The sequence below is a fragment of the Paraburkholderia phosphatilytica genome (assembly GCF_003443895.1).
Lineage (GTDB): Bacteria > Pseudomonadota > Gammaproteobacteria > Burkholderiales > Burkholderiaceae > Paraburkholderia > Paraburkholderia phosphatilytica.
On the sequence record NZ_QQOA01000025.1, the window covers coordinates 1 to 21,397 of the forward strand.

General features: G+C 65.9%; 17 protein-coding genes. 9 read left to right on the plus strand and 8 right to left on the minus strand.

Annotation, left to right across the window (positions count from 1 at the left end):
- From DVS29_RS37400 to DVS29_RS23730, 4 genes are all read right to left on the minus strand, one after another.
- A partial coding sequence (locus tag DVS29_RS37400; protein ID WP_205962512.1) for a hypothetical protein occupies nucleotides 1–467 on the minus strand: 467 nt, incomplete at its 3' end.
- Nucleotides 464–1,264 (minus strand): hypothetical protein, encoded by an 801-nt coding sequence (locus tag DVS29_RS23720; protein WP_118182960.1) that lies wholly within the window; start codon nucleotides 1,262–1,264, stop codon nucleotides 464–466. The genes DVS29_RS37400 and DVS29_RS23720, both read right to left, overlap by 4 nt.
- Before the next feature lie 160 nt (nucleotides 1,265–1,424).
- Nucleotides 1,425–1,646, minus strand: a complete 222-nt coding sequence (locus tag DVS29_RS37020; RefSeq protein ID WP_124800707.1) for a hypothetical protein — start codon at nucleotides 1,644–1,646, stop codon at nucleotides 1,425–1,427.
- A 391-nt stretch (nucleotides 1,647–2,037) separates the two neighbouring features.
- A complete protein-coding gene (locus DVS29_RS23730) occupies nucleotides 2,038–2,259 on the minus strand; it encodes a hypothetical protein (protein WP_240655768.1) in 222 nt (73 codons plus the stop codon).
- 239 nt (nucleotides 2,260–2,498) lie between these two features.
- Between DVS29_RS23730 and DVS29_RS23735 the strand changes: the two genes are divergently transcribed.
- Genes DVS29_RS23735 through DVS29_RS23745 form a run of 3 tightly spaced genes read left to right on the plus strand, consistent with a single transcriptional unit; the run spans nucleotide 2,499 to nucleotide 7,347 of the window.
- Nucleotides 2,499–3,626, plus strand: a complete 1,128-nt coding sequence (locus DVS29_RS23735; protein WP_118182963.1) for a hypothetical protein — start codon at nucleotides 2,499–2,501, stop codon at nucleotides 3,624–3,626.
- A 10-nt stretch (nucleotides 3,627–3,636) separates the two neighbouring features.
- The gene (locus DVS29_RS23740; RefSeq protein ID WP_118182964.1) at nucleotides 3,637–4,074 is read left to right on the plus strand and encodes a type 2 periplasmic-binding domain-containing protein; all 438 of its coding nucleotides are present in this window, start codon (nucleotides 3,637–3,639) and stop codon (nucleotides 4,072–4,074) included.
- A 24-nt stretch (nucleotides 4,075–4,098) separates the two neighbouring features.
- Nucleotides 4,099–7,347 (plus strand): bifunctional diguanylate cyclase/phosphodiesterase, encoded by a 3,249-nt coding sequence (locus tag DVS29_RS23745; RefSeq protein ID WP_118182965.1) that lies wholly within the window; start codon nucleotides 4,099–4,101, stop codon nucleotides 7,345–7,347.
- 88 nt (nucleotides 7,348–7,435) lie between these two features.
- Here DVS29_RS23745 and DVS29_RS23750 read toward each other — a convergent pair whose 3' ends face one another.
- Both DVS29_RS23750 and DVS29_RS23755 read right to left on the minus strand, forming a co-directional pair.
- Nucleotides 7,436–8,989: a methyl-accepting chemotaxis protein gene (locus DVS29_RS23750; RefSeq protein ID WP_118182966.1), complete on the minus strand. Its 1,554-nt coding sequence runs from the start codon at nucleotides 8,987–8,989 to the stop codon at nucleotides 7,436–7,438.
- A 490-nt stretch (nucleotides 8,990–9,479) separates the two neighbouring features.
- Nucleotides 9,480–10,205 carry a GntR family transcriptional regulator gene (locus DVS29_RS23755; protein ID WP_118182967.1) on the minus strand — a complete coding sequence of 242 codons (726 nt, stop codon included), beginning with the start codon at nucleotides 10,203–10,205 and terminating at the stop codon, nucleotides 9,480–9,482.
- A 162-nt stretch (nucleotides 10,206–10,367) separates the two neighbouring features.
- Here DVS29_RS23755 and DVS29_RS23760 point away from each other — a divergent pair, with 162 nt between their 5' ends.
- From DVS29_RS23760 to DVS29_RS23780, 5 genes are all read left to right on the plus strand, one after another.
- Entirely contained in the window at nucleotides 10,368–11,588 is a 1,221-nt protein-coding gene (locus DVS29_RS23760; protein WP_118182968.1) for a pyridoxal-phosphate-dependent aminotransferase family protein, read from the plus strand.
- Nucleotides 11,589–11,705: 117 nt separating this feature from the next.
- The gene (locus tag DVS29_RS23765) at nucleotides 11,706–12,992 is read left to right on the plus strand and encodes an MFS transporter (protein ID WP_118182969.1); all 1,287 of its coding nucleotides are present in this window, start codon (nucleotides 11,706–11,708) and stop codon (nucleotides 12,990–12,992) included.
- Nucleotides 12,992–13,840, plus strand: a complete 849-nt coding sequence (locus DVS29_RS23770; RefSeq protein ID WP_240655769.1) for a 2-keto-4-pentenoate hydratase — start codon at nucleotides 12,992–12,994, stop codon at nucleotides 13,838–13,840. Before DVS29_RS23765 ends, DVS29_RS23770 begins: the two co-directional genes overlap by 1 nt.
- Before the next feature lie 54 nt (nucleotides 13,841–13,894).
- On the plus strand, nucleotides 13,895–16,924 hold the full coding sequence (locus DVS29_RS23775) for an FAD-binding and (Fe-S)-binding domain-containing protein (RefSeq protein WP_118183048.1): 3,030 nt from the start codon (nucleotides 13,895–13,897) through the stop codon (nucleotides 16,922–16,924).
- A gap of 186 nt (nucleotides 16,925–17,110) precedes the next feature.
- Nucleotides 17,111–18,019 (plus strand): ProQ/FinO family protein, encoded by a 909-nt coding sequence (locus tag DVS29_RS23780; RefSeq protein WP_118182970.1) that lies wholly within the window; start codon nucleotides 17,111–17,113, stop codon nucleotides 18,017–18,019.
- A gap of 123 nt (nucleotides 18,020–18,142) precedes the next feature.
- On the opposite strand, the gene DVS29_RS23785 is transcribed toward DVS29_RS23780, so the two are convergent.
- Entirely contained in the window at nucleotides 18,143–18,529 is a 387-nt protein-coding gene (locus DVS29_RS23785; protein WP_118182971.1) for a DUF488 domain-containing protein, read from the minus strand.
- Between the two features lie 44 nt (nucleotides 18,530–18,573).
- Nucleotides 18,574–19,218 (minus strand): uracil-DNA glycosylase family protein, encoded by a 645-nt coding sequence (locus DVS29_RS23790; RefSeq protein ID WP_118183049.1) that lies wholly within the window; start codon nucleotides 19,216–19,218, stop codon nucleotides 18,574–18,576.
- A 406-nt stretch (nucleotides 19,219–19,624) separates the two neighbouring features.
- Between DVS29_RS23790 and DVS29_RS23795 the strand changes: the two genes are divergently transcribed.
- Nucleotides 19,625–21,298: a GGDEF domain-containing protein gene (locus tag DVS29_RS23795; RefSeq protein WP_164707978.1), complete on the plus strand. Its 1,674-nt coding sequence runs from the start codon at nucleotides 19,625–19,627 to the stop codon at nucleotides 21,296–21,298.
- Nucleotides 21,299–21,397 lie beyond the last annotated feature (99 nt).

Below are 21,397 nucleotides of genomic sequence, written 5' to 3' on the forward strand. Positions count from 1 at the left end.
TCGCCTCCAGAGCATGAACTGAACCGCCGTATGCGGAACCGCACGTACGGTGGTGTGAGAGGGCTGAGGGGGTAACCCCTCACCCTACTCGATTCCCAAAGATACCCGGCCTGGTTCAGAACCTGATATCGCACGATGTAAGGCGAGACGGCCAGATCGCGTGCGATCTCCTCCTGATTCACCTCGGGCGACCGGCTCTTCGACCATTTGCCCTTGATGCCTTCGATCGGTGCCAGAAATCCGGCCGCAAAGGCGCGGTCGCGCTTCTGCCGGTCGGTCGATGCGCCTGTCGACAGGAATAGCTCGCCAGTCTCCGAGAACAGAAAGTCGGCGAACGTGGCCACGGGTTGAAAACGCGGGTCTCGCGAGTTCTGCTTCGTGACCGCGAGCGCGAGGCCATCGCCGTTTTTCGACGCAATGCCGCGCGCGCCGCAATTCGTTTCCGTATTTCTGATGCTCGAAATCACGTCGGACGTTGCGCCCAGAAGGGCACGGTGACGGCATCGACATCCGGCAGCGGAACATCTCGCGACAACTCCAGCCGTGCTCGCAGTTCCTGGGCGATCCGGTAGCCGCGCTCCCATGGCTTCCCCGCCACGGACGCGACGGCGCGAACATCCGCTTTCAGGCCATCCGCATGCGCGGCCGCTTCCCGTGAACGTCGAATGGCAGAGTCGGTCTGCTGCCGGATCCACGAAGCTTTGCTCACGACATCGGCGAGTTCCGCTGTCGCGAACATTTCCGCGGCGACCGTTTCGTCGAGGAGCGCGATTGTTCGCGTGACCGCATGCTCGAGATCGTCGCCGGGCTGGTAGGGATCGCCTCCGAGCAGCCCGGCGTAGCGGCAGTAGGTGGCCTCGCCTTGATCGGCACGGGATTGCCGGACGCGTGTAATCACGTCTTTCAGCCAGGCCTGGTCTTCACCCGCCGGCAGCCGCCCGGCTGTTTCGGTGAGGAACGCCAGCGGCGTGGCTTCCACGTCTTGCCGCTCGACGCCTTCCCAGCCCGAATCGGTGCCGCCGGAGGACACCGGAAACTGGAGGTTCGCGCTTTCGATACAGGACGGCCGGGCGACGACTCGCACCGACGAGTCAGCGCCAAAGAAACCCACCGTGGGATAGGCAAAGCTGTCAGTGTGTCGGTCGATCCAGTGCCGTCGATTGAAGGCTGTCGCATCCGCGAGCAGGCCATGCTTTTCCAGCGGCTCGTGCGACAGGACCCACCAGTTCGCCGCCACGAATTCAGCAAGCGGAAATACGCTCACGGAAACGGAATCTGACGCGCTGCCGTCTTCGTCGTCACGGTGAAGGGGGGTGTTTTGGGTGAAGCGCTGTTCGTCGACGCCGACCGACAGGTTGGCCCATGAGGCGCGATGGGATTAGAGGCGGACCTCGGCCGGTCCGTCCTGCCAGTCGCAGAGGAAATCAAGCTGCATCGCACGCCCTCACATTCCGCGGGCTGTCCGGCAGTTTGTCCAGCGCGTCCGGCCATCCTTTGTAGCCCGCCGGTTTGCCTGAGCCAATATGCGCGCGATCCGTCAGCCTCACCTCGAAGATGCCCGATGCCCGCTTGTACCAGACCCGCTTCGGCAGTTCTCCGTCAAAGTCCTCGCTGATGTTGCCGGCCAGAATTCCAGCCTTCAGCATCGCCGTGGCCTGGCCGCGTGTCGGATGGCTGGGGCAGCGGCTGGCATGCGTTGCCCGGCGCGAAGCCGGCGGAATACCGTGCCACGGCGCACGCTTGGTCGCCGCTGCCGACGTACTCGACGGATTCGGCATAACGGGAAAGGTCTGCTGTGGATGGTGCCGCCGCCAGCCTGGACGGCACTCTCCTGCTTTGGGGATTGGCTTGAGGGTGTTTCATGACGGTTCCGGAAAGCGTCGACTGGAAGCGTCAATTCTAAGGAATCCGATCCGTTGATGACACTCGGCCGTTCGGCTAGCGACGGCGAATCTGCTGCACCTATTTGTCGAATGAGCCGAGGGGAGCGAGGCGCCCGTGGAACGTCAAGTCGGGTCGTGCGTAACACGCCGCCACTCAGATCTCCACCCCGTCGATCGCCATCAGCATCCGCATCACATCGCGCGCGAAACTCTCGCCAGCAATGAACGCGGCCGCGGAGTCCGGCTCGTGATCGGATGGATTGGTCTGGCCGCGCGCGCGGCGGATCGCGATCACGCTCGCGGCGAGCGCGCGCGCTTCGGCGAAGCAGGGGTCCTCGGTATCGAACGGCATGGTGCGGTTGTTATGGCTATTCATGTGCAGATTGACGGCGGCGACAGGCCCATCTTGAGCCGCGCGCCCCCGCTTTTAAACGCCGAATAGAAGGGTGTTTTCAGGCTGCACTCGAAAAGCTGCCTAATCCGTATGCGTCCCCATTTCAATCTCTTGCATTTAGAAGATTCTCGCGCCAATCGTCTGCGGAAACGCTAAAGAATGCGCGTAAGACGCCGTAAGACAGGAGCTTTCCTCTGTCTTCTGTCCTGGCTACTTCTCACATGCGCAGTCTCGTCGTTCCCGGCGTCCTCGCGGGCAGGTTCCGGCTGCGTCCCGCTTTCATCGCGCTCGCGATGGCGGCGGCCGCGCCCGCGGCCCGCGCCGATGGCCCATTGTCGATGTTCACGCTGAGCGGCTTCGGCACGTTCGGCGCGACCTACTCCAGTCTCAGGACCGCCGACTACGCCGGCAGCGCGTTCGAGCCGTACGGCGCGGGCGCGAGCCGCACGGTCGATTTCGGCGACGACAGCCGCCTCGGTCTGCAGCTGAACGCGCAGTTCACGAACAAGCTGTCCGCGTTCGTGCAGGTCGTCTCGCACAACAACTACGACAACAGCTACACGCCGACGCTCGAGTGGGCGAACGTCAACTACGCGTTCACGCCCGATGTGAACGTGCGCGTCGGTCGGATCGAAGTGCCGACCTTCCTGACCTCGGATTATCGCGAAGTCGGTTACGCGAACCCGTGGGTGCGTGTGCCGTCCGAGCTCTACGATGCGCAGCCGATCACCAACAGCGACGGCATCGACGCGTCGTACCGGATGCACTGGGGCCCAGTGACGGACACCGCGCGCGTGATCTTCGGCGAAAGCACGTTCCACGCGATTCCCGGCCCGCTGCGCACCCAGGCGACCGGCATCTTCGGCCTGTTCGACACGCTCGAATACCGCGAGCTCACGACGCACGTCGGCTACGTGCACGCGAAAGTATCGGTGCCGTTCGCGTCCGGCCTGACCGCCACGGTGTATAGCGCCGCCGCGGATCTCGATATGGAACGCTGGTTCGTGCAGGCGGAAATCGCGCGCGTCACGGTGGACGGACTCACGCCCGGTTACGTCGCGGGCTACGCGACGGGCGGCGTGCGGATCGGCAGGTTCACGCCGTACGTCACGTACGCGACCGAGCATTCGCTCAATCGCCCGGTGCTGTCGCCGAACTACAACGTCGGCCAGAGTTCGGTGTCGGCCGGCGTGCGCTGGGACTTCATGAAGAACGTCGACCTGAAGATGCAGTACGACCACGTGTGGACGCCCGCAGGTTCGACCGGGCTCTTCACGAACGAGCAGCCCGGCTATCAGCTCGGCAGCGGCACCAACGTGGTCACGGCCACCGTCGATTTCGTGTTCTGAGGCCGCCGCGATGAACCACACGAAACGGATTCTGCAAACGGGCCTCGTCGGCGTCGCGCTGTGGCTGTGCGCGAGCGTGTGCGATGCGCAGCTCGTCGTGATCGTCTCCGCGAAGAACCCGGTGAGCACGCTCAGCGAGAACCAGGTCGCCGACATCTACCTCGGCCGCACGAGCCAGCTGCCGGGCGGCGGCGACGTCGTGCCGGTCGACCTCGCGGACGATTCCGCGAACCGCACCGAGTTCTACAAGGACGTGGCCGGCAAGTCGCCCGCGCAGCTGCGCGCGTACTGGTCGAAGCTGATCTTCACCGGCCGCGGCCAGCCGCCGCGCGAAGTCGCGGACGCCACCGCCGTGAAGAAACTCGTGGCGAACGGCGCGAACACGATCGGCTACATCGAGAAGAGCGAACTCGATCCGAGCGTGAAGGCCGTACTGACGCTGCACTGACCGCCGCATAAACCCGAGGCGCCCATGAGCGATTCCGACGCAGTCCGCCAGCAAGGCGACACGCCCGCGAGCCACGCGCCCGGCGTGCGCCGCTCATGGCTGGGCGCGTTCGCGGCGCGCACGCGGCGCCGCTTCGGCGAAACCTGGCTGTGGTTTCCGCTGTTCGCGCTCGTGCTGCTCGCGGTGGCGTGGGGCTCGGTGATCCACGTCGTCGTCGTCGAGCACACGGCCGCGACCAGCGCCGCAATCGAATCGAGCCGCGAGCTCGCCGACACCTACGAAGCGCAGGTGGTGCGTAACCTCGTTTCGATCGACCAGACGCTGAAGTCGGTCGCCTACGCGTACGCGGTCCGAGGCGACGCAGCGCTCGCGGAACTGCAGAACAAGGACATGCTGCCGTCCGCGATCGTCTTCAAGGTGACGATCACGAACCGCAACGGCGATGTGACCGCGAGCACGCGCCACACGCCGCCCGAGAATCTGGCGAACGAGCCGTACTTCGTCGCGCAGGCGCTCGGCAGTGGCGACTCGCTCTACATCGACCGCGTCAGCGCGGACCCCGAATCGGGTGCGCCCGAGATGATCTTCAGCCGCCGGCTGTCGGATGCGGCGGGGCGCTTCGCCGGCATTGCGATGCTGTCGATGGATCCGTCGTACTTCACGAGCAGCTACGACCAGCCGCGCATGGGCCGGCAGGGCTTCCTCGGGCTGCTCGGCTCTGACGGCGCGATGCGCGTGCAGCAGACCGGCGACGACGTGTCGTGGGGCGCGGCGTTGCCGGCCGGCTTTGCCACCAGCCATTCGACGGAAACGCTCGCGGTGCAGCCGTGGGACCACGGCGTCGAACGCTTCACCAACGTGCGCGTGCTGCATGGCTTTCCGCTCGCGGCGATCGTCGGGCTGTCGCGCGACGAACAGCTCGCGCACTATCGCCACGACCGTCTCGTCTATGTGGTCGAAACGGCGGCGGGCAGCGCGCTGCTCGTGCTGCTGACAACGATCCTGAGCCTGAAGAGCTGGCAGCTCGCGAAGAGCCGCGCGCGCGCCCGGCAGATCCAGCAGACCTATTTCGTCGCTTCAGAGGCGAGCCTCGACGCGTTCTTCGTGTGGGAGCGCGTGCCGGCCGAGGCGGCACGCGGCACGCGCGCCGCGCAGACGGAGTTCGTGCTGCGCGACGTGAGCCGGCGCGGCATCGAGATGGCGGGACAGGCGCGTACGCAACTGCTCGGCGCGTCGCTCGACGCGGTGTTCGCCGATACTGACGACTACCACACCGCGCGCGAGTTCGCGAGCGTGTTCGACACTGGCGAAGTCGAGGAGCGCGAGTGGCAGCACGTGCGCCCGGGCGGTTCGCAGGTCTGGCTGCACCGCCAGGTGGTGCGCGTGGACAACGGCGTCGTCGCGATCGTGCGCGACATCACCGCGCGCAAGCTTGCCGACGTGCGACGCATCGAACAGAACCGCGTGCTCGAAATGATCGCGACCAGCACGCCGCTCGATCAGGTGCTGACTTCGCTGATGCATCTGCTCGAATCGCAGATTCGCGACTGCGCGTGCGCCGTGCTGCTGCGCGACGACGACGGCCTGCACATCCGCGTCGGCGCCGCGCCGAGCCTGCCGGCTTCGTTCGGCCGCGTCGCGAATGGTTCGCTGATCGGGCCCGAAGCCGGCCCGAGCGGTCTCGCGATCTATACGCATCAGCCCGTGTTCATCGCGGACCTGCCGAACGACGAGCGCTTCGGCGATGCCGTGCTCGAAGCGCAGCTGACCGGCTTCACGCAATGCCGCTCGATGCCGATCCTGTCGCACGACGGCAACGCGCTCGGCGCGCTGACGATCTTCGCGCGCGAGGATCGTGATCCGGACGGCGTCGAGGCGCAGATGGTCGCGATGGCGATCCGCATCGCGGGCATCGCGATCGAGCGGACCCAGGCCGAGGAGCGCATCCGCCATATGGCGAATCATGATGCGCTCACGGGCCTGCCGAACCGCACGCTGCTCGCCGACCGTCTGAGCCAGGTGCTGCTGCACGCGCAGCGCTACGAGCGCGGCGTGACGGTGGTGTTCGTCGACCTCGACAACTTCAAGCTGATCAACGACAGCCTCGGTCACCGCGCCGGCGACGACCTGCTGAAGACGATCGCGGCGCGCATGGTGAGCTGCGTGCGCAGCACCGATACCGTGGTGCGCCTGGGCGGCGACGAGTTCGTGCTCGTGCTGTTCGACGATTCGCACGAGGAAGCCGCGGTGAAGGCGACCGTCGAACGCCTGCGCAACGCGATCCTCGAGCCCGTCGAACTTGCGGGCCAGAAGTACCAGGTGACGTGCAGCATGGGTCTCGCGAACTATCCGGCCGATGGCGAGGATACCGAAACATTGCTGATGAACGCGGATGCCGCGATGTACCGCGCGAAAGAACTGGGCCGCAACAACTACCAGTTCTACACGTCGGAGATGAACATCAAGGTGCACGAGCGGCTGCGCCGCCAGGAGGAGCTGCGCGAGGCGCTCGCGAAGGGCGAGTTCCGCGTCGTCTACCAGCCGCAGGTGGATGCGCGCACCGGCGTGATCTTCGGCGTCGAGGCGCTGCTGCGCTGGGATCACCCGACCGAAGGCACGATCGCGCCCGCCGATTTCATCCCCCTCGCGGAAGACACCGGCCTCATCGTGCCGATCGGCGAATGGGTGCTGCAGACCGCGTGCGCGCAGAACCGCCGATGGCAGGACGCGGGGCTGCCGCCGGTGACGGTGTCGGTCAACGTGTCGGCGCGGCAGTTCCTGCACAAGGGCTGGATTGCGAGCGTCGGCGACGCGCTCGCGCGCACCGGGCTCGATCCGCGCTATCTCGAGCTCGAGCTGACCGAGAGCCTCATCATGCAGGACCTCGAAAGCTCGATCGAGACCATGAAGCGCCTGCAGGAGATGGGCGTGCGGCTTTCCATCGACGACTTCGGCACCGGCTATTCGAGCCTCTCCGCGCTCAAGCACTTCCCGATCGTGCGGCTCAAGATCGACAAGTCGTTCGTGCGCGAGCTGCCGCACGGCGAGGACGACAAGGCGATCGCGATGGCGGTGATCTCACTCGGCCAGCGTCTGAACCTCAATGTGATTGCCGAGGGCGTGGAAACCCAGGCGCAGGTCGACTTCCTGCGCGACAACAACTGTCACGAGATCCAGGGCTATCACTACAGCCGCCCGGTCGCACCCGCGCACATCGAGGCGATGCTGCGCGATCTGCCGCGCGATGCGGAAGCGGCGGTGGAAGCGGTTTGAGGGTGGCGCGCTGACCGAGGTGGCGAAAACGAAAACGGCGCGAATGCCTCGCGCCGTTTCTCTCCTGCTTCGCTTGCTCTTCCTGCGATTACGTCCTGAACACCGCCACCGCCGCGCTCAGGCGCCGCGCCTGATCTTCGAGCGATGCCGCGGCAGCGGCCGCCTGTTCGACGAGCGCCGCGTTCTGCTGCGTCACCTGATCCATCTGCGCGACCGCGAGGTTCACCTGGTCGATGCCGGTGCTCTGTTCCGACGCGGCCGAGGCGATCTCGCCCATGATCGAGCTCACGCGCGTAATCGCGCCGACGATGTCGGTCATCGTCGAGCCCGAGCGTTCGACAAGCGTCGCACCGGTTTCCACGCGCGCCGTCGACGTATCGATCAGTTCCTTGATTTCCTTCGCCGCAGCGGCGCTGCGCTGCGCGAGCGAGCGTACTTCGCTTGCGACGACCGCGAAACCGCGGCCCTGTTCGCCGGCGCGTGCTGCTTCGACGGCGGCGTTCAGCGCGAGGATGTTGGTCTGGAACGCGATGCCCTCGATCACGCCGACGATGTCCGCGATACGCCGCGAGTCGTCGACGATGTGCTGCATCGTGCCGACCACTTCGCGCGCGAGTTCGCCGCCCTGCGCTGCGAGTCCCGATGCGCCATGCGCGAGCGAGCTGGCCTGGTGCGCGTTCTCGGCCGTCTGCTTGACGGTGGACGTCAGTTCCTCGATGCTCGCCGCGGTCTCTTCGAGCGACGCAGCCTGTTCCTCGGTGCGTTGCGACAGATCGGTATTGCCCGACGAGATCTCGCTCACGCCGGTGTCGATCGATTCGGTGCCTTCGCGCACCGTGTTGACCGTGCGGATCAGCGCGTCCTGCATCTTCTGCAGCGCTGCCGACAACTTGCCCATCTCGTTGTCGCTCTCCACCACGACCTTCGCGGTCAGGTCGCCGCCCGCGATGCGCTGGAACTGCGCGATCGCCGCGTCGACCGGATGCACGATCGCGCGCATCAACGCGACGCGTCCGAGCCACGCGAACAGCAGCGCGAGCACCATGCCGACGGCCACCGCGATGCTGACCGTGATGAAGCGGTCGTGCGCGGCCTGGTAGCGTTCGGCGCCGTGCTGGATCTGGCGCTGTTCGAGCGCGAGCATCGCTTTCTCGTAGCCGTTGTAGAGCGACGGCAGCTTGTGCGCCTGCAGTTCGGAGAACGCGTTGCGGTCGCCGGACTTCAGCGCGGCGAGGGCAGGGTCCACGCCTTCGTGCAGGAACGTGTTGCGCTTGTCCTGCATCTGGCGGATCAGCTGCTGGTCGGTATCGTCGCCGCCCGAGATCGACAGGAAGTGATCGAGGCGGTCGGTCGAAATCTTCAGATACTGATCGAAGCGCTTGAGCACCGCGCTTGCGCCGGCCTGGTCGTTCAGGTCGGTCAGCGACGCATAGGTGGCGAGCGCGAGGCGCAGCCGCAGCAACTGGCCGGCACTGCCTTCGAGATCGGCGACGGCCGGAGTATCGACCGTATACATCTGCTGCAGCGAGGCATTGCTCGCACGCAGCGACAACAGTCCAGCAGCGGCTCCGACCACCAGCACGATGCCAAAGAAGGCAATCATCCAGGTCAGACTCGCGCGAATCGACAGCTTGTTCAACATTGTTTTCTCTCGTTGTTGGGCTCGCGCGATATCGGCACCCTTCGCGTCGCCTCGGGTTTTCCATCCACGTTGTGGACGCGCGTCGGTGAGACCTTGCTTGCAGACAGATTATTTACGCGCCCACTGAGCATCAACGGCAGTCGGGCGCGAAAACTTTATGGTGTTTCGAAGGACCTGCGACGATTTGCGCCATTTTTTCGGGGCTTATCCGTTCAAGCTCGCGATAGCCGCCTGGAATATGGGATTTCGCCTGGGGTTCCGTGCGCGAAATATGAACAACGATGACGGGCGCGTGTCGAAGCGCGTGGAGAAGCGCGGCCAGACGCGATCGTCTGGACTCCGGATGAAACGCGCAATGTGAAATGGTTTAAGCACAGACGTGTTGATCCATTTCGCGGTAAGCGAAGGAAAGCAGCATAAGCTGCATGAATGCTCAAAACGCATTGAGCAGCGGCTCGTCCTGTCTGGATGCGGCCGCAAGCAATCGCATTCAGGCGTCGAGTTTCGCCTGCGCGGCCTCCACGTCGGACTGGATCTGCAGCACTGCGTCGCGCTTCTCCAGCAGGTGATGGCGCAGGATGGACGCGAGCCGCTTGCCGTCGCGCGCATCGAGCGCTTCGAGCATTTCCGCGTGGTCGTGGATCGCGCGGTCCCACTTCGTGATCTGGTAGTTCGAGCGGAAACGCAGCGCCTGCAGGCGCCGGTTGACGGAGATATAGGTCTGCCGCAGCGCCGAATTGCGTGCGGCTTCGTTGATCTTGTCGTGGATTGCCTGATTGCGGCTGTAGTAGCCGGCCAGGTCGTTCTGCGCGCGGCACGCGAGCATCGCGTAGTGCAGCGCCTTGATCTCGGCGATCTCCGCGGCAGTGATGCGCTCGCATGCCAGTTCGCCGGAAAACGCCTCCAGCCCGCTCATCAGCTCGAACATCTCGCGCAGTTCGGCCTCCGACATCTTCGATACCGACGCGCCGCGGTTCGGCGAAATCTCGATCAGCCCTTCGGCGGCGAGCACCTTCAGCGCCTCGCGCAGCGGCGTGCGCGAGATGCCGAGGGTTTCGCACAGCTCGCGTTCGTTGAGTTTGCGGCCGGGTTCCAGCACGCCTTCGACGATGAAGCGGCGCAGATGGTCGACGACCGTGTCGTGCAGCCGCTGGCGTTCCACTTTCGGCAGGGCCGGCGCCGTGCCGCTGGGTTCGATGAGATCGGGATTTTGCATACAAAAAGTCACGAATGCTATTGAATACCGATTCTAGCTGAGGGTAGGAACGGTAACAAAGTCATACTTGCTGCGGGTAAACACGGGCTCGATTTGTTTTGAGATCGTCACGGAATCGGGGGTATAGTTTTTTGCATGCAAAATTCAACCCGGAGACCTTCCATGCTGAAACTCGATTTTCATCCCGCCGGCCGCCACTTCCTGCAGATCCCCGGGCCGAGCCCGGTACCCGACCGCATCCTGCGCGCGATGAGCTATCCGACCATCGACCACCGCGGCCCGGAATTCGGCGCGCTCGGCCTGAAAGTGCTGGACGGCATCAAGAAGATCTTCAAGACGGAACAGCCGGTCGTGATCTATCCGGCGTCGGGCACGGGCGCGTGGGAAGCCGCGCTGTCGAACACGCTGAGCCCCGGCGACACGGTGCTGATGTACGAGACGGGCCACTTCGCGACGCTCTGGAAGAAGATGGCCGAGAGCCTCGGCCTCAAGCCGGAATTCCTCGGCCTGCCGGGCATCGAGGGCTGGCGGCGCGGCGTGCAGGCCGACATGATCGAAAAGCGCCTGCGCGAAGACGGCCAGCACGCGATCAAGGCGGTCTGCGTGGTGCACAACGAAACCTCGACCGGCGTCACATCGGACATCGCCGCGGTGCGCCGCGCGATCGACGCGGCGGGCCACCCGGCGCTCCTGATCGTCGACACGATCTCGGGTCTCGCGAGCGCGGACTACCGGCATGACGAGTGGGGCGTCGACGTGACCGTGTCCGGCTCGCAGAAAGGCCTGATGCTGCCGCCGGGCATCAGCTTCAACGCGGTGTCGCAGAAGGCGCTCGCGGCCAGCGCGAATGCGAAGCTGCCGCGCAGCTTCTGGGGCTGGGCCGAGATCGTCGAGATGAACAGGACCGGCTACTGGCCGTACACGCCGAATACCAACCTGCTGTACGGGCTCTCCGAAGCGCTCGACATGCTGCAGGACGAAGGGCTCGACAACGTGTTCGCGCGTCACCAGCGCCTCGCCGAAGCGTGCCGCCGTGCGGTGCGCGCGTGGGGGCTCGAGATCCAGTGCGCGGACCCGGCCGTCTACAGCCCGGTGCTGACGGGCGTGATGATGCCCGACGGCGTCGACGCGGACGCGGTGCGCAAGATCATCTACGAACGCTTCGACATGTCGCTCGGCACCGGGCTTGGCAAGGCGAAGGGCCGCATGTTCCGCATCGGCCACCTGGGCGACTGCAACGACCTCACGTTGATGGCGACGCTCGCGGGCTGCGAGATGGGCCTGCGGATCGCGGGCGTGCCGCTGAAGGACAGCGGGCTGCCGGCCGCGATGGAGTATCTCGCCGCACAGGCGAAGACGGCTGCGCTGAAAGCGGCAGCTTGAGGTGGCCACATAAGTTGGCGGCATAAGGTAGCGACGTAAGGCAAGCGAGAAAGACCGATCGCCGGCGCCCACGAAGGCGCCGGCACGAACACACGAACAGGCAACGGAGACTGACCGATGAAACGGTATCGACTGACGAGCGCGACCAGCATCGTGCTCATCATGCTGTGCATCATGTACTTCATCACCTACCTCGACCGCGTGAACGTCAGCACGGCGGCGGCAGGGTTCGGCAAGGAGTTTCATCTCACGCATACCGAGGTCGGTCTGGTGTTCTCGGCGTTCGCGTATCCGTATCTGATCTTCCAGATCATCGGCGGCTGGATCAGCGACCGTTTCGGCGCGCGCCGCACACTGCTGTTCTGCGGCGCGCTGTGGGGCGTCGCGACGCTGTTGACCGGCTTCGCGACGGGTCTCGTCACGCTGTTCGCCGCACGCCTGCTGCTCGGTTTCGGCGAAGGCGCGACGTTCCCGGCCGCGACCGCGGCAATGTCGCGCTGGGTCGCGAAAGAACGGCGCGGTTTCGCGCAGGGCATCACCCACGCGGCGTCGCGGGTCGGCAACGCGGTCGCGCCCGCCGTCGTCGTGCTGATCATGGCGCGCTACGGCTGGCGCGAGTCGTTCTATGCATGCGGGGTGCTGAGCCTTATCTGGGTAGCCGTGTGGGCGCTGACTTTCACCGAGCATCCGCAGGAGCATCGCCGCATTACCGAAGCCGAACTCGCGATCCTGCCGGAGCCGAAGGCACGCGCCGCGAACCTGCCGTGGCTCGCGCTCTTCAGGAAGATGGCGCCCGTCACGGTCGTGTACTTCTGCTACGGCTGGACGCTGTGGCTGTTCCTGAGCTGGATTCCGCAGTACTTCCTGCACAGCTATCACCTCGCACTGAACAAGTCGGCGATCTTCGCGTCCGTGGTCTTTTTCGCGGGCGTGCTCGGCGATACGCTCGGCGGCATCGTCACCGACTGGATCTTCCAGCGCACCGGCAGCCTCAAGCGGGCGCGCAGCTATATGGTGTCGGTGTGCATGCTGTGCACGTTCGTCGCGCTCGTGCCGATGATGTTCATGCACGACCTGTACGGATCGATGGCGTGTCTCGCGGCCGGCTTCTTCTTCGCCGAGATGACGATCGGCCCGATGTGGGCGATCCCGATGGACATCGCGCCGCAATACTCGGGCACCGCGAGCGGCATGATGAACACGGGCTCCGCGCTCGCCGCGATCATCTCGCCGGTGATGGGCGGTTTCCTGATCGACCGCTTCGGCAGCTGGGAACTGCCGTTCGTCGGCAGCATGCTGCTGATGGCGATCGGCGTGGTGCTTGCATTCCGGATGCAGCCTGAAAGCCGCTTCTCGCAGGGCGCCGAGCAAGGTGATACGGTCGCGTCGCAACTGGGGGCATGATGAGCCGCTTCGATCAATGCACGGTATGGATCACGCCCGATGCGCCGCAGGCGCAGCAGCATGCCGCGCCGCAATCATGGCCTGAACTGGCAACGCTCGCCGCGCGGCTCGCGGGCGCATGGCAAAGCGGCGCGACGCTTGATACGCCGCCGCCCGGACAGTTGCCCACCGACGCCGCTGCGGCGTTCGCGGTTCAGCACGAGATACTTGCGCGGCGCGGCGTGGGCATCGGCGGCTGGAAGGTCGGCGCGAAATCCGCCGACGGTCCGATCCAGGGCGCACCGCTGCCTCTCGATGCATGCCACGCGAGCGGCGCGCGGTTCGCGCGCGAGCGCTACGCGCCGCTCGGCCTCGAACTGGAGATCGCGTTCCGCTTCGCGCGCGTGTTCGAACCGCGTGCCACCGTGTACACGAGCGATGAGGTGCTGTCCGCGATCGGCACGATGGCCGCGACGGTCGAGATCGTCGCGAGCCGCTTTCGCGAGTGGCCGAACGTGGACCGCTTCGCGCAGCTCGCCGATCTGCAGAACCACGGCGCGCTCGTGATCGGCGACGCGGTGCCGTATCGCGACGATTTTCCGTTTGAAGCGCCTGCGTTGCAGTTTCACTTCGATAATGAAGACGTGTCGCGCGCAACGGCCGGCAAACCCGCAGCCAACCCCGCGGGCGATCCACGTCGACTGCTGCCGTGGGTCGTCAACCACTGCACGCAGCATTTGCGCATCGCGGTGACGCCCGACATGATCGTCACGACCGGCTCGTATACCGGCATGTTCTTCCCGACTCGCGCGGGTAACGCGCGCGGCACGATCGAAGGCCTGCCGCCCGTTCATCTCGAGCTGTTCTGACGCGGCGCACGTCGCTCATAAACGTCGCTTATATACGCCGCACAGGTGGTCGACATGACTCATCCCACATCCGGCTTGCTGGTCAAGCCGATCCATCTCGTTCCGTCGTCGGCGCGTGCTGCGTCGCCGCTCGCGCGGCGTTTGCGCGAAGCATTGCGCGGCGACGTGCATTTCGATGCCGCGAACCGCGGCCGTTACGCGACCGATGCGTCGATCTACCAGATCATGCCGATCGGCGTCGCAGTGCCGCGCGATCAGGACGATCTGCGCGCGGCGCTGGAGATCGCACGCGCCGAGCACGCGCCGGTGCTCGCGCGCGGCGCGGGCACGAGCCAGTGCGGCCAGACGGTCGGCGAAGCGCTCGTGATCGATACGTCGAAGTGGCTCAACAACATCGTCGACTTCGACGCGGCGGCGCGCACCGTGACCGTCGAACCGGGCGTCGTGCTCGATCATCTGAACGCGTGGCTGAAGCCGCATGGGCTGTGGTTTCCGGTCGACGTATCGACGGCCGCGCAATGCACGATCGGCGGCATGACCGGCAACAACTCGTGCGGCTCGCGCTCGATCGAGTACGGCAACATGGTGCACAACGTACTCGGCATCGACGCGATTCTCGCGGATGGCAGCGAGGCGCGCTTCCAGTCGCTGAAGCTGCCGCACGAAGGCGCGCGGCTGGCCGCGATCGTCGAAGGCGTGCAGCGGATCGCCACGCGCGAGCGCGGCGAGATCGCCGAACGCATGCCGAAGGTGCTGCGCCGCGTGGCCGGCTACAACCTCGATCTGTTCGACTGCCAGAATCCGCTCGCGTATACCGACGACGGCGCGGCGAATCTCGCGCATCTGCTGGTGGGCTCGGAAGGCACGCTCGCGTTCAGCCGGCAGATCACGCTGAAGCTCGCACCGTTGCCTGCGTACAAGACGCTCGGCGTGGTCAGCTTCCCGACCTTCTGGCAGGCGATGGACCTCACGCAGCACATCGTGAAGCTGAAGCCCACCGCGGTGGAGCTGGTGGACCGCACGATGATCGAGCTCGCGCTGGAAAACCCGGCGTTCAGACCGGTGATCGAAAAGGCGCTGGTGGGTCGGCCCGACGCGATCCTGCTGGTCGAATTCGCAGGCGACGATCGCGATGTGCAGACGCATCGCCTGAACGCGCTCGACGACCTGATGGGGGATCTCGGCTTGCCGCATTCGGTGGTGAAGATGGCCGACGCGAACGAGCAGAAAGCGTTGTGGGAGGTGCGCAAGGCGGGCCTCAACATCATGATGAGCATGAAGGGCGACGGCAAGCCGGTGTCCTTCATCGAAGACTGTGCGGTGCCGCTCGAACATCTCGCCGAATACACGAGCCGCCTCACTGAAATCTTCCATCAACACGGCACCGAAGGCACGTGGTACGCGCACGCGAGCGTCGGCACGCTGCACGTGCGGCCGATTCTGGACATGCGCCGCGACGGCGCCGCGAAAATGCGCGCGATCGCGGAGCAGGCCGCGGAACTGGTGCGCGAGTACAAGGGCGCATTCTCCGGCGAGCATGGCGATGGTCTCTGCCGCGGCGAATGGATCGCGTGGCAGTACGGGCCGAAGCTCAATCAGGCGTTCGCGGAGATCAAGCAGCTGTTCGATCCCGAGAACCGCTTCAATCCCGACAAGATCGTGCGCCCGCCGAAGATGGACGACGCGAAGCTGTTCCGCTTCTCGCCGGGTTATCGCGAGAAGGCGCTGACGCCCGCGCTCGACTGGTCCGCGTGGAACGTGCGCCGCGATCCGCTGACCGGCGCCGAGACCGCGCCCGGCACCGGCGACGATCTGGCGGGCGGTCTCGCGAAAGCGGTGGAGATGTGCAACAACAATGGCCATTGCCGCAAGTTCGACGCGGGCACGATGTGCCCGAGCTATCGCGTGACGAAGGACGAGCAGCACGTGACGCGCGGCCGCGCGAACACGCTGCGGCTCGCGATCTCCGGGCAGCTAGGCGACGAAGGCCTCGCAAGCGGCGACGTGAAGGACACGCTCGATCTGTGCGTGTCGTGCAAGGGCTGCAAACGCGACTGCCCGACCGGCGTCGACATGGCCAAGCTGAAGATCGAAGCGCGCGCCGCATGGACGTCGAAACACGGCATCAAGCTGCGCGAGAAACTCGTCGCGTTCATGCCGCGCTATGCGCGCAGCGTGGCGCGCATCGGCGGACTCGCGGCGGCGGCCGAGCGCATTCCGGTCGTGTCCGCGTGGGCGAAGCGCGCGATCGGCTTTGCGCCCGAGCGGTCGCTGCCGCGTTTTCGCACGCCGTTCCTCGCCAGCGCGCGGGCCGCGTCGGCAAGCGCCGGGGTTGTGCAGCAAGCGCAGAAAGAAGTCGTGCTGTTCGTCGACACGTTCAACGACAACTTCGAGCCCGACAATGCCCGCGCCGCGCAGCGCGTGCTCGAAGCCGGCGGGTACCGCGTGCATTTCAATCTGCGCGCCGGCGAGCGCCCGCTCTGCTGCGGACGGACGTTTCTTGCCGCGGGCCTCGTCGACGAGGCGAAGCTTGAGGCGCGCCGTCTGCTCGATACGCTGATGCCGTTCGTCGAGCGCGGGGTGGCGATCGTCGGGCTCGAGCCGTCGTGCCTGCTGACGATGCGCGACGAATTTCTGCAATACGGATTCGGCGACGAAGCACGCAAGCTGTCGGCAGCCGCGCTGCTATTCGAGGAATTTCTGGTGCGCGAACAGGCCGCGGGGCGGCTCGAGCTGCGTCTGCGCGCGATCGACGCACCGCGCGCGTGGGTCCACGGCCACTGTCATCAAAAGGCCTTCGACGCGTTCCGGCCAGTGCAGAACGTACTCGGCTGGATTCCCGGGCTCGACGTGAAGCCGATAGAGTCGTCGTGCTGCGGGATGGCCGGCAGCTTCGGCTACGAGGCGGAGCACTACGCGGCGTCGCAGGCGATGGCTGAGCTGTCGCTGCTGCCGGCGGTGCGCCGCGCGGACGCGGCGGATTTGGTCGTTGCGGACGGCACGAGTTGCCGTCATCAGATCCACGACGGCGCGCAGACCGCGGCACTGCACGTCGCGCGGGTGCTGGAGATGGCGCTGGCGTGAGCGGCATGCGTGTTTTGGGGACGGGAAGCGCGCTCGCTGGTTGCGGTCCCGTCCCCGTTTCGGCGATGCGCGGGCCGCTTCGCGTAGCCGGTGCGCGATACGTACTCTGCATACACCTGAATTCTGATGGGCGTAGACTGTCGGCCGGCTGATACAATCCGGCGTCATTGGAATGAAGGTGATCGTATGGGTTTTGAGCAACTGGCCGAGTTGAAGAAGCGGCTGGAGCAGGAAGCACGGGCAAAGCGGCAGCAAAGCCAGCAGAAATCGGGCGAAGCGAAGCGCGCGGACGGCAACGGTACGGCGGGCAAGGGCGCAGAAGGCAAGGGCGCGCCGGGCAAGCACGGCGCGCACCGGCCGGGCGCATCGAAAGATCCGCGCGCGGACCAGCGCGCGCGGCCTGCGAAAGACCAGCATGCGCGTCCCGCGAAAGGCGCGCCGGATCAGCGCGCGGCGCAACGCCAGCCGGCGCGGCCGCCGGTCGACCCGGTCGTGCATTCCATCGGCAAGCTGCAGAAGCGCTTCCCGACCGCGTTCCCGAAGAATCCCGCACCGAAGGTCGCGCTGAAGATCGGCATTCTCGAAGATCTGCTCGCGCAGGCCGGCGAACTGGGGCTCAACGAGCAGGAAATTCGCGATGCGGTGTCCACGTGGTGCCGCGGCAGCCGCTACTGGGCGTGCATTACCGATGGCGCGCCGCGTGTCGATCTGAACGGCGCCGAAGTGGGGCGCGTAACCGCGTCAGAAGCGGCGTTCGCGCGTCGCCGCGCGACGTCGAAGCCAAAGGCGGCGAAGCCGGCGGCTGGGGTTGGTGCTGGCGCTGGTGTGGCTGCCTCGGGCGCGCCGGCTGGTGCTGCGACGGCATCTGCGGCTGGCGCGGCTGCGCCTGCTGCCGGTGAGGCGAGCGCGCCGGCTGCTGAAGTGGTTCCCCCGGGTGACGCGCAGCACGCTGCCGCCACGCCGGGCGCTGAGGCCACGCCTGCCGCACCCGCTGCGGCTGAAACCGCGGCAGCCGAAACCGCGGATCAGCCCTCCAGCGATGCTCCGCTCTCCGCCGACGCGCCCGCGTCCGGCACATCGACCGCCGGCGAATAAGCCTGCCAGTGCGTCAACGCTGCCCGTAGCCGGCTCGTCGATCGAACGAGCCGCATACGGGCAGTTTCATTTCCGTTGCGGGTCGGAACGCGATATCGGCAATCGGCCGATGCGCTGGCGTGGTCAGCCTTTGCGTAGCTCAAGGAGCACGTCGCGCAGCACGACGGCCTGGTTGTGCTCCTCGTCCTTCGCGCCGTACACGAGCGTGATCGGCTGGTCGCCGGCTTCCGCCAGCAAACTCTTCAGCCGTTCCTGCTGCCCGGGTTGCGCGAGTTCGTCGCGATAGTGCTGCTGGAAATCGTTCCAGCGTTCGACCACATGGCAGAACGTTTCGCGCAATGCGTTGCTCGGCGCGAGGTCTTTCGCCCATACGTCGAGCGCGAGCGTCGCCTTGCTGCGGCCACGTGGCCACAGCCGGTCGACGAGCGCGCGATAGCCGTCGCTCTCCGCCGGCTCGTCATACGCGCGTTTGATCTGGATCGGTGCGGCATGCTTTTTCGTGCGTGACATGATGTCTCCGCGCTGTGTGTGTATGACAGCAGGTTCGATATCGATCAGGATACCAGATCGTTTGCACGCGATATGTCGATGTGCGGTGTGCGCACCGTCAGCAGCCCGGCGACGCGTTCGCGCAGCATCGGCAGCACGTCGGCGTCGAACCACGGGTTGTGCTTGAGCCAGCCGGTGTTGCGCGGCGACGGATGCGGCAGCGGCACATAGCGGGGCGCATAGTCGCGCCAGGCGCGCACGGTGTCGGTGAGCGACGCGAGCCGGGTGTCGCGCAGAAAATGCCGCTGCGCATACTGGCCGACCAGCAGCGTGAGGCGGATGGCAGGCAGTTCGGCCAGCAGCCGGTCGAGCCACAGCGGCGCGCATTCCGGCCGTGGCGGCAGATCGCCGCTTGTGCCGCGGCCCGGATAACAGAACCCCATCGGGACGATCGCGAAGCGCGACTCGTCGTAGAACGTTTCGCTGTCCACACCCAGCCATTCGCGCAATCGTTTGCCGCTCGCGTCGTCCCATGGAACACCGGACGCGTGCACTTTCGCGCCAGGCGCCTGGCCGACGATCAGAATGCTCGCGCTGCCGGCCGCGCGCACGACCGGCCGCACGCCATGCGGCAAATGCGCTTCGCACGCACGGCACGCGCGCACTTCGCGTAGCAGCAGATCGAGGGACGGAGCGGAGCGGGTAGGCATAGTGAGGCGATCAAATTGAATGCGCGATGACGCGTGGAATGCTCTCACGACGTGATACGACTCGATCGCGGATGCGCTTCGAATGCGCTTTGAACCCATTGCGAACGAACTGCAAATCGTTCACACGCGCGTTTGAATCGTAGTTGAAGAAGCATCGGCTTCTCGCGTCACGCGCGGACGGTACTCGCCATCGTATCGCAACCTGAATAACGATGCGTCGGCGCCCCATGCAGCAAGGCAACACGCCCGCAGTTGTCCGAACTGTTTTCGTACGAGGGATTATTTTCCGCGCTCAAGTTCGCACTTCGACATGCCGATATCTGGCGTAATGGCTGTCATGGTCGTCGTCGGCCGCCCAACGTTGGCTCGCAATGGCTTTCGCCTGCCTTACTTTCAGGATCAAACCGTGCGCCGTGCGCCCAGGCTGACACACCTCGTACTGTTCGCTGTCTGTTTCATCAGCCTGCATACGGCGTGCTTCGTCGTGCTCAGCCGGCGGTTCGAGTTCGCGACCTATCCGTTCCTGCTTGCGCTGCCCACGCTCACCGTCGCCGCGTGTCTGTGGCGCATCCGCGCCGAACCGAAACACGCGCGCGCCGCATGGATCCTGCTGTGCCTCGGCATCTTCCTGTGGACCTGCGGGATGTACCTGAGCGCATGGGAAGACATGATCCAGCATCTTCCCGCGAGCGTCGCGTGGTGCTCCGATTTCTGCTTCTTCCTGTTCGGCGCACCGCTGCTGCTCGCGTCGTCGACGCCGCCGGTCGAGCGGCGGCTGCCATTCTTCATCTGGATCGACGGCTTCCAGGTCGCGCTGACGGGCTACCTGACCTATATCGCGATCTTCTCGGTCACGCCCTTCGAGACCGGCAAGGTCGACCCGATTCCGCTGTCGGTGCTGATCCTGACCTACAACATCGAGAACGTGATTCTGGTGCTCGCGGCGACGGTTCGCCTGTTCGCGCAGCCGCGCGGTCCCGAGCGGGCGTTCTTCAAGATCCTGTGCGCGTTCATGTGGATCTACGCGATCACGGCCGGCATCTACAACAACTGGTCCGCGGTTTCCGCCGCGACCGACAACCATCCGGTCTTCGATGCGATCATCGACCTGCCGTTCCTGCTGCTGATCGTCGCGGCACTCACGCCGCCGCGCAACCGCAGTGCGGCAACGGAAGCAGCCCCGGCGACCGAGCGCCGCCAGCTCGCGATCTTCATCGAAACCGGCAGCCCGATGTTCTATACGGTGTCGCTGCTCGTGCTCAGCATTTCGCTGATTCCGAAGCATCTGCACGTGGGTACCGCGGGCATTCTGTTCGCGGTGGTCGCGTACGCGCTGCGCACCACGACACTGCAGGGCCGTTACATGCGGATGCAACAGGAACTGCGCGAAGCGCGCGACCGTCTCGAGATGATCGCGCTCACCGATGCGCTGACGAACACCGCGAACCGCCGCTCGTTCGACCAGACGCTCGCCGCCGAATGGCAGCGCGCGCAGCGCACGCGCGATCCGCTCGCGCTGCTGCTGATCGACATCGACTTCTTCAAGACGCTCAACGACGAGCACGGTCACCCCGCGGGCGACCGGTGTCTCGCCGCCGTCGCGGAGGCGCTGAAGTCCGCGTCGCCGCGCGCGGGCGACCTGCTTGCGCGCTATGGCGGCGAGGAGTTCGCGGCGATCCTGCCGGTCTGCCGTGAATCCGGCGCGCGCAGCGTCGCGCAGCGGATGCAGGCCGCCGTGCACGCGCTCGCCATTCCGAACCTCACGCCGACCGGCAGTCTGCTGACGATCAGCATCGGCATCGCCGCATTCGAATTTCCGGATGCGGGATCGACCGCGGATCTCGTCGATGCCGCGGACCGCGCGCTCTATCGCGCGAAGCTGCTGGGCCGCAACCGGATCGAAGCGGAGGGACGTCCCGCGGCTGACCCGGACGAGCGTGTGCGCGACGAAGCGCACGCGATCGCAAGCATCGCCGAAGTGCTGGCGTTACCCGATGCCGGCACGCACAGCGCGCACGCGGGCGGCCATCTCCCCGCGCCGGCCGGCGCCGAAGGTCCGCGCTCGTCGCGCAATCACTGAACTGACGCGTCGCGCCGTCTCGCGCGGTGTCCAGCACTCACGCCTCCTCACGCTGTCCGCACGAGCCCATTTCATGCGGCTTGCGGGTTCGTCGCGGGT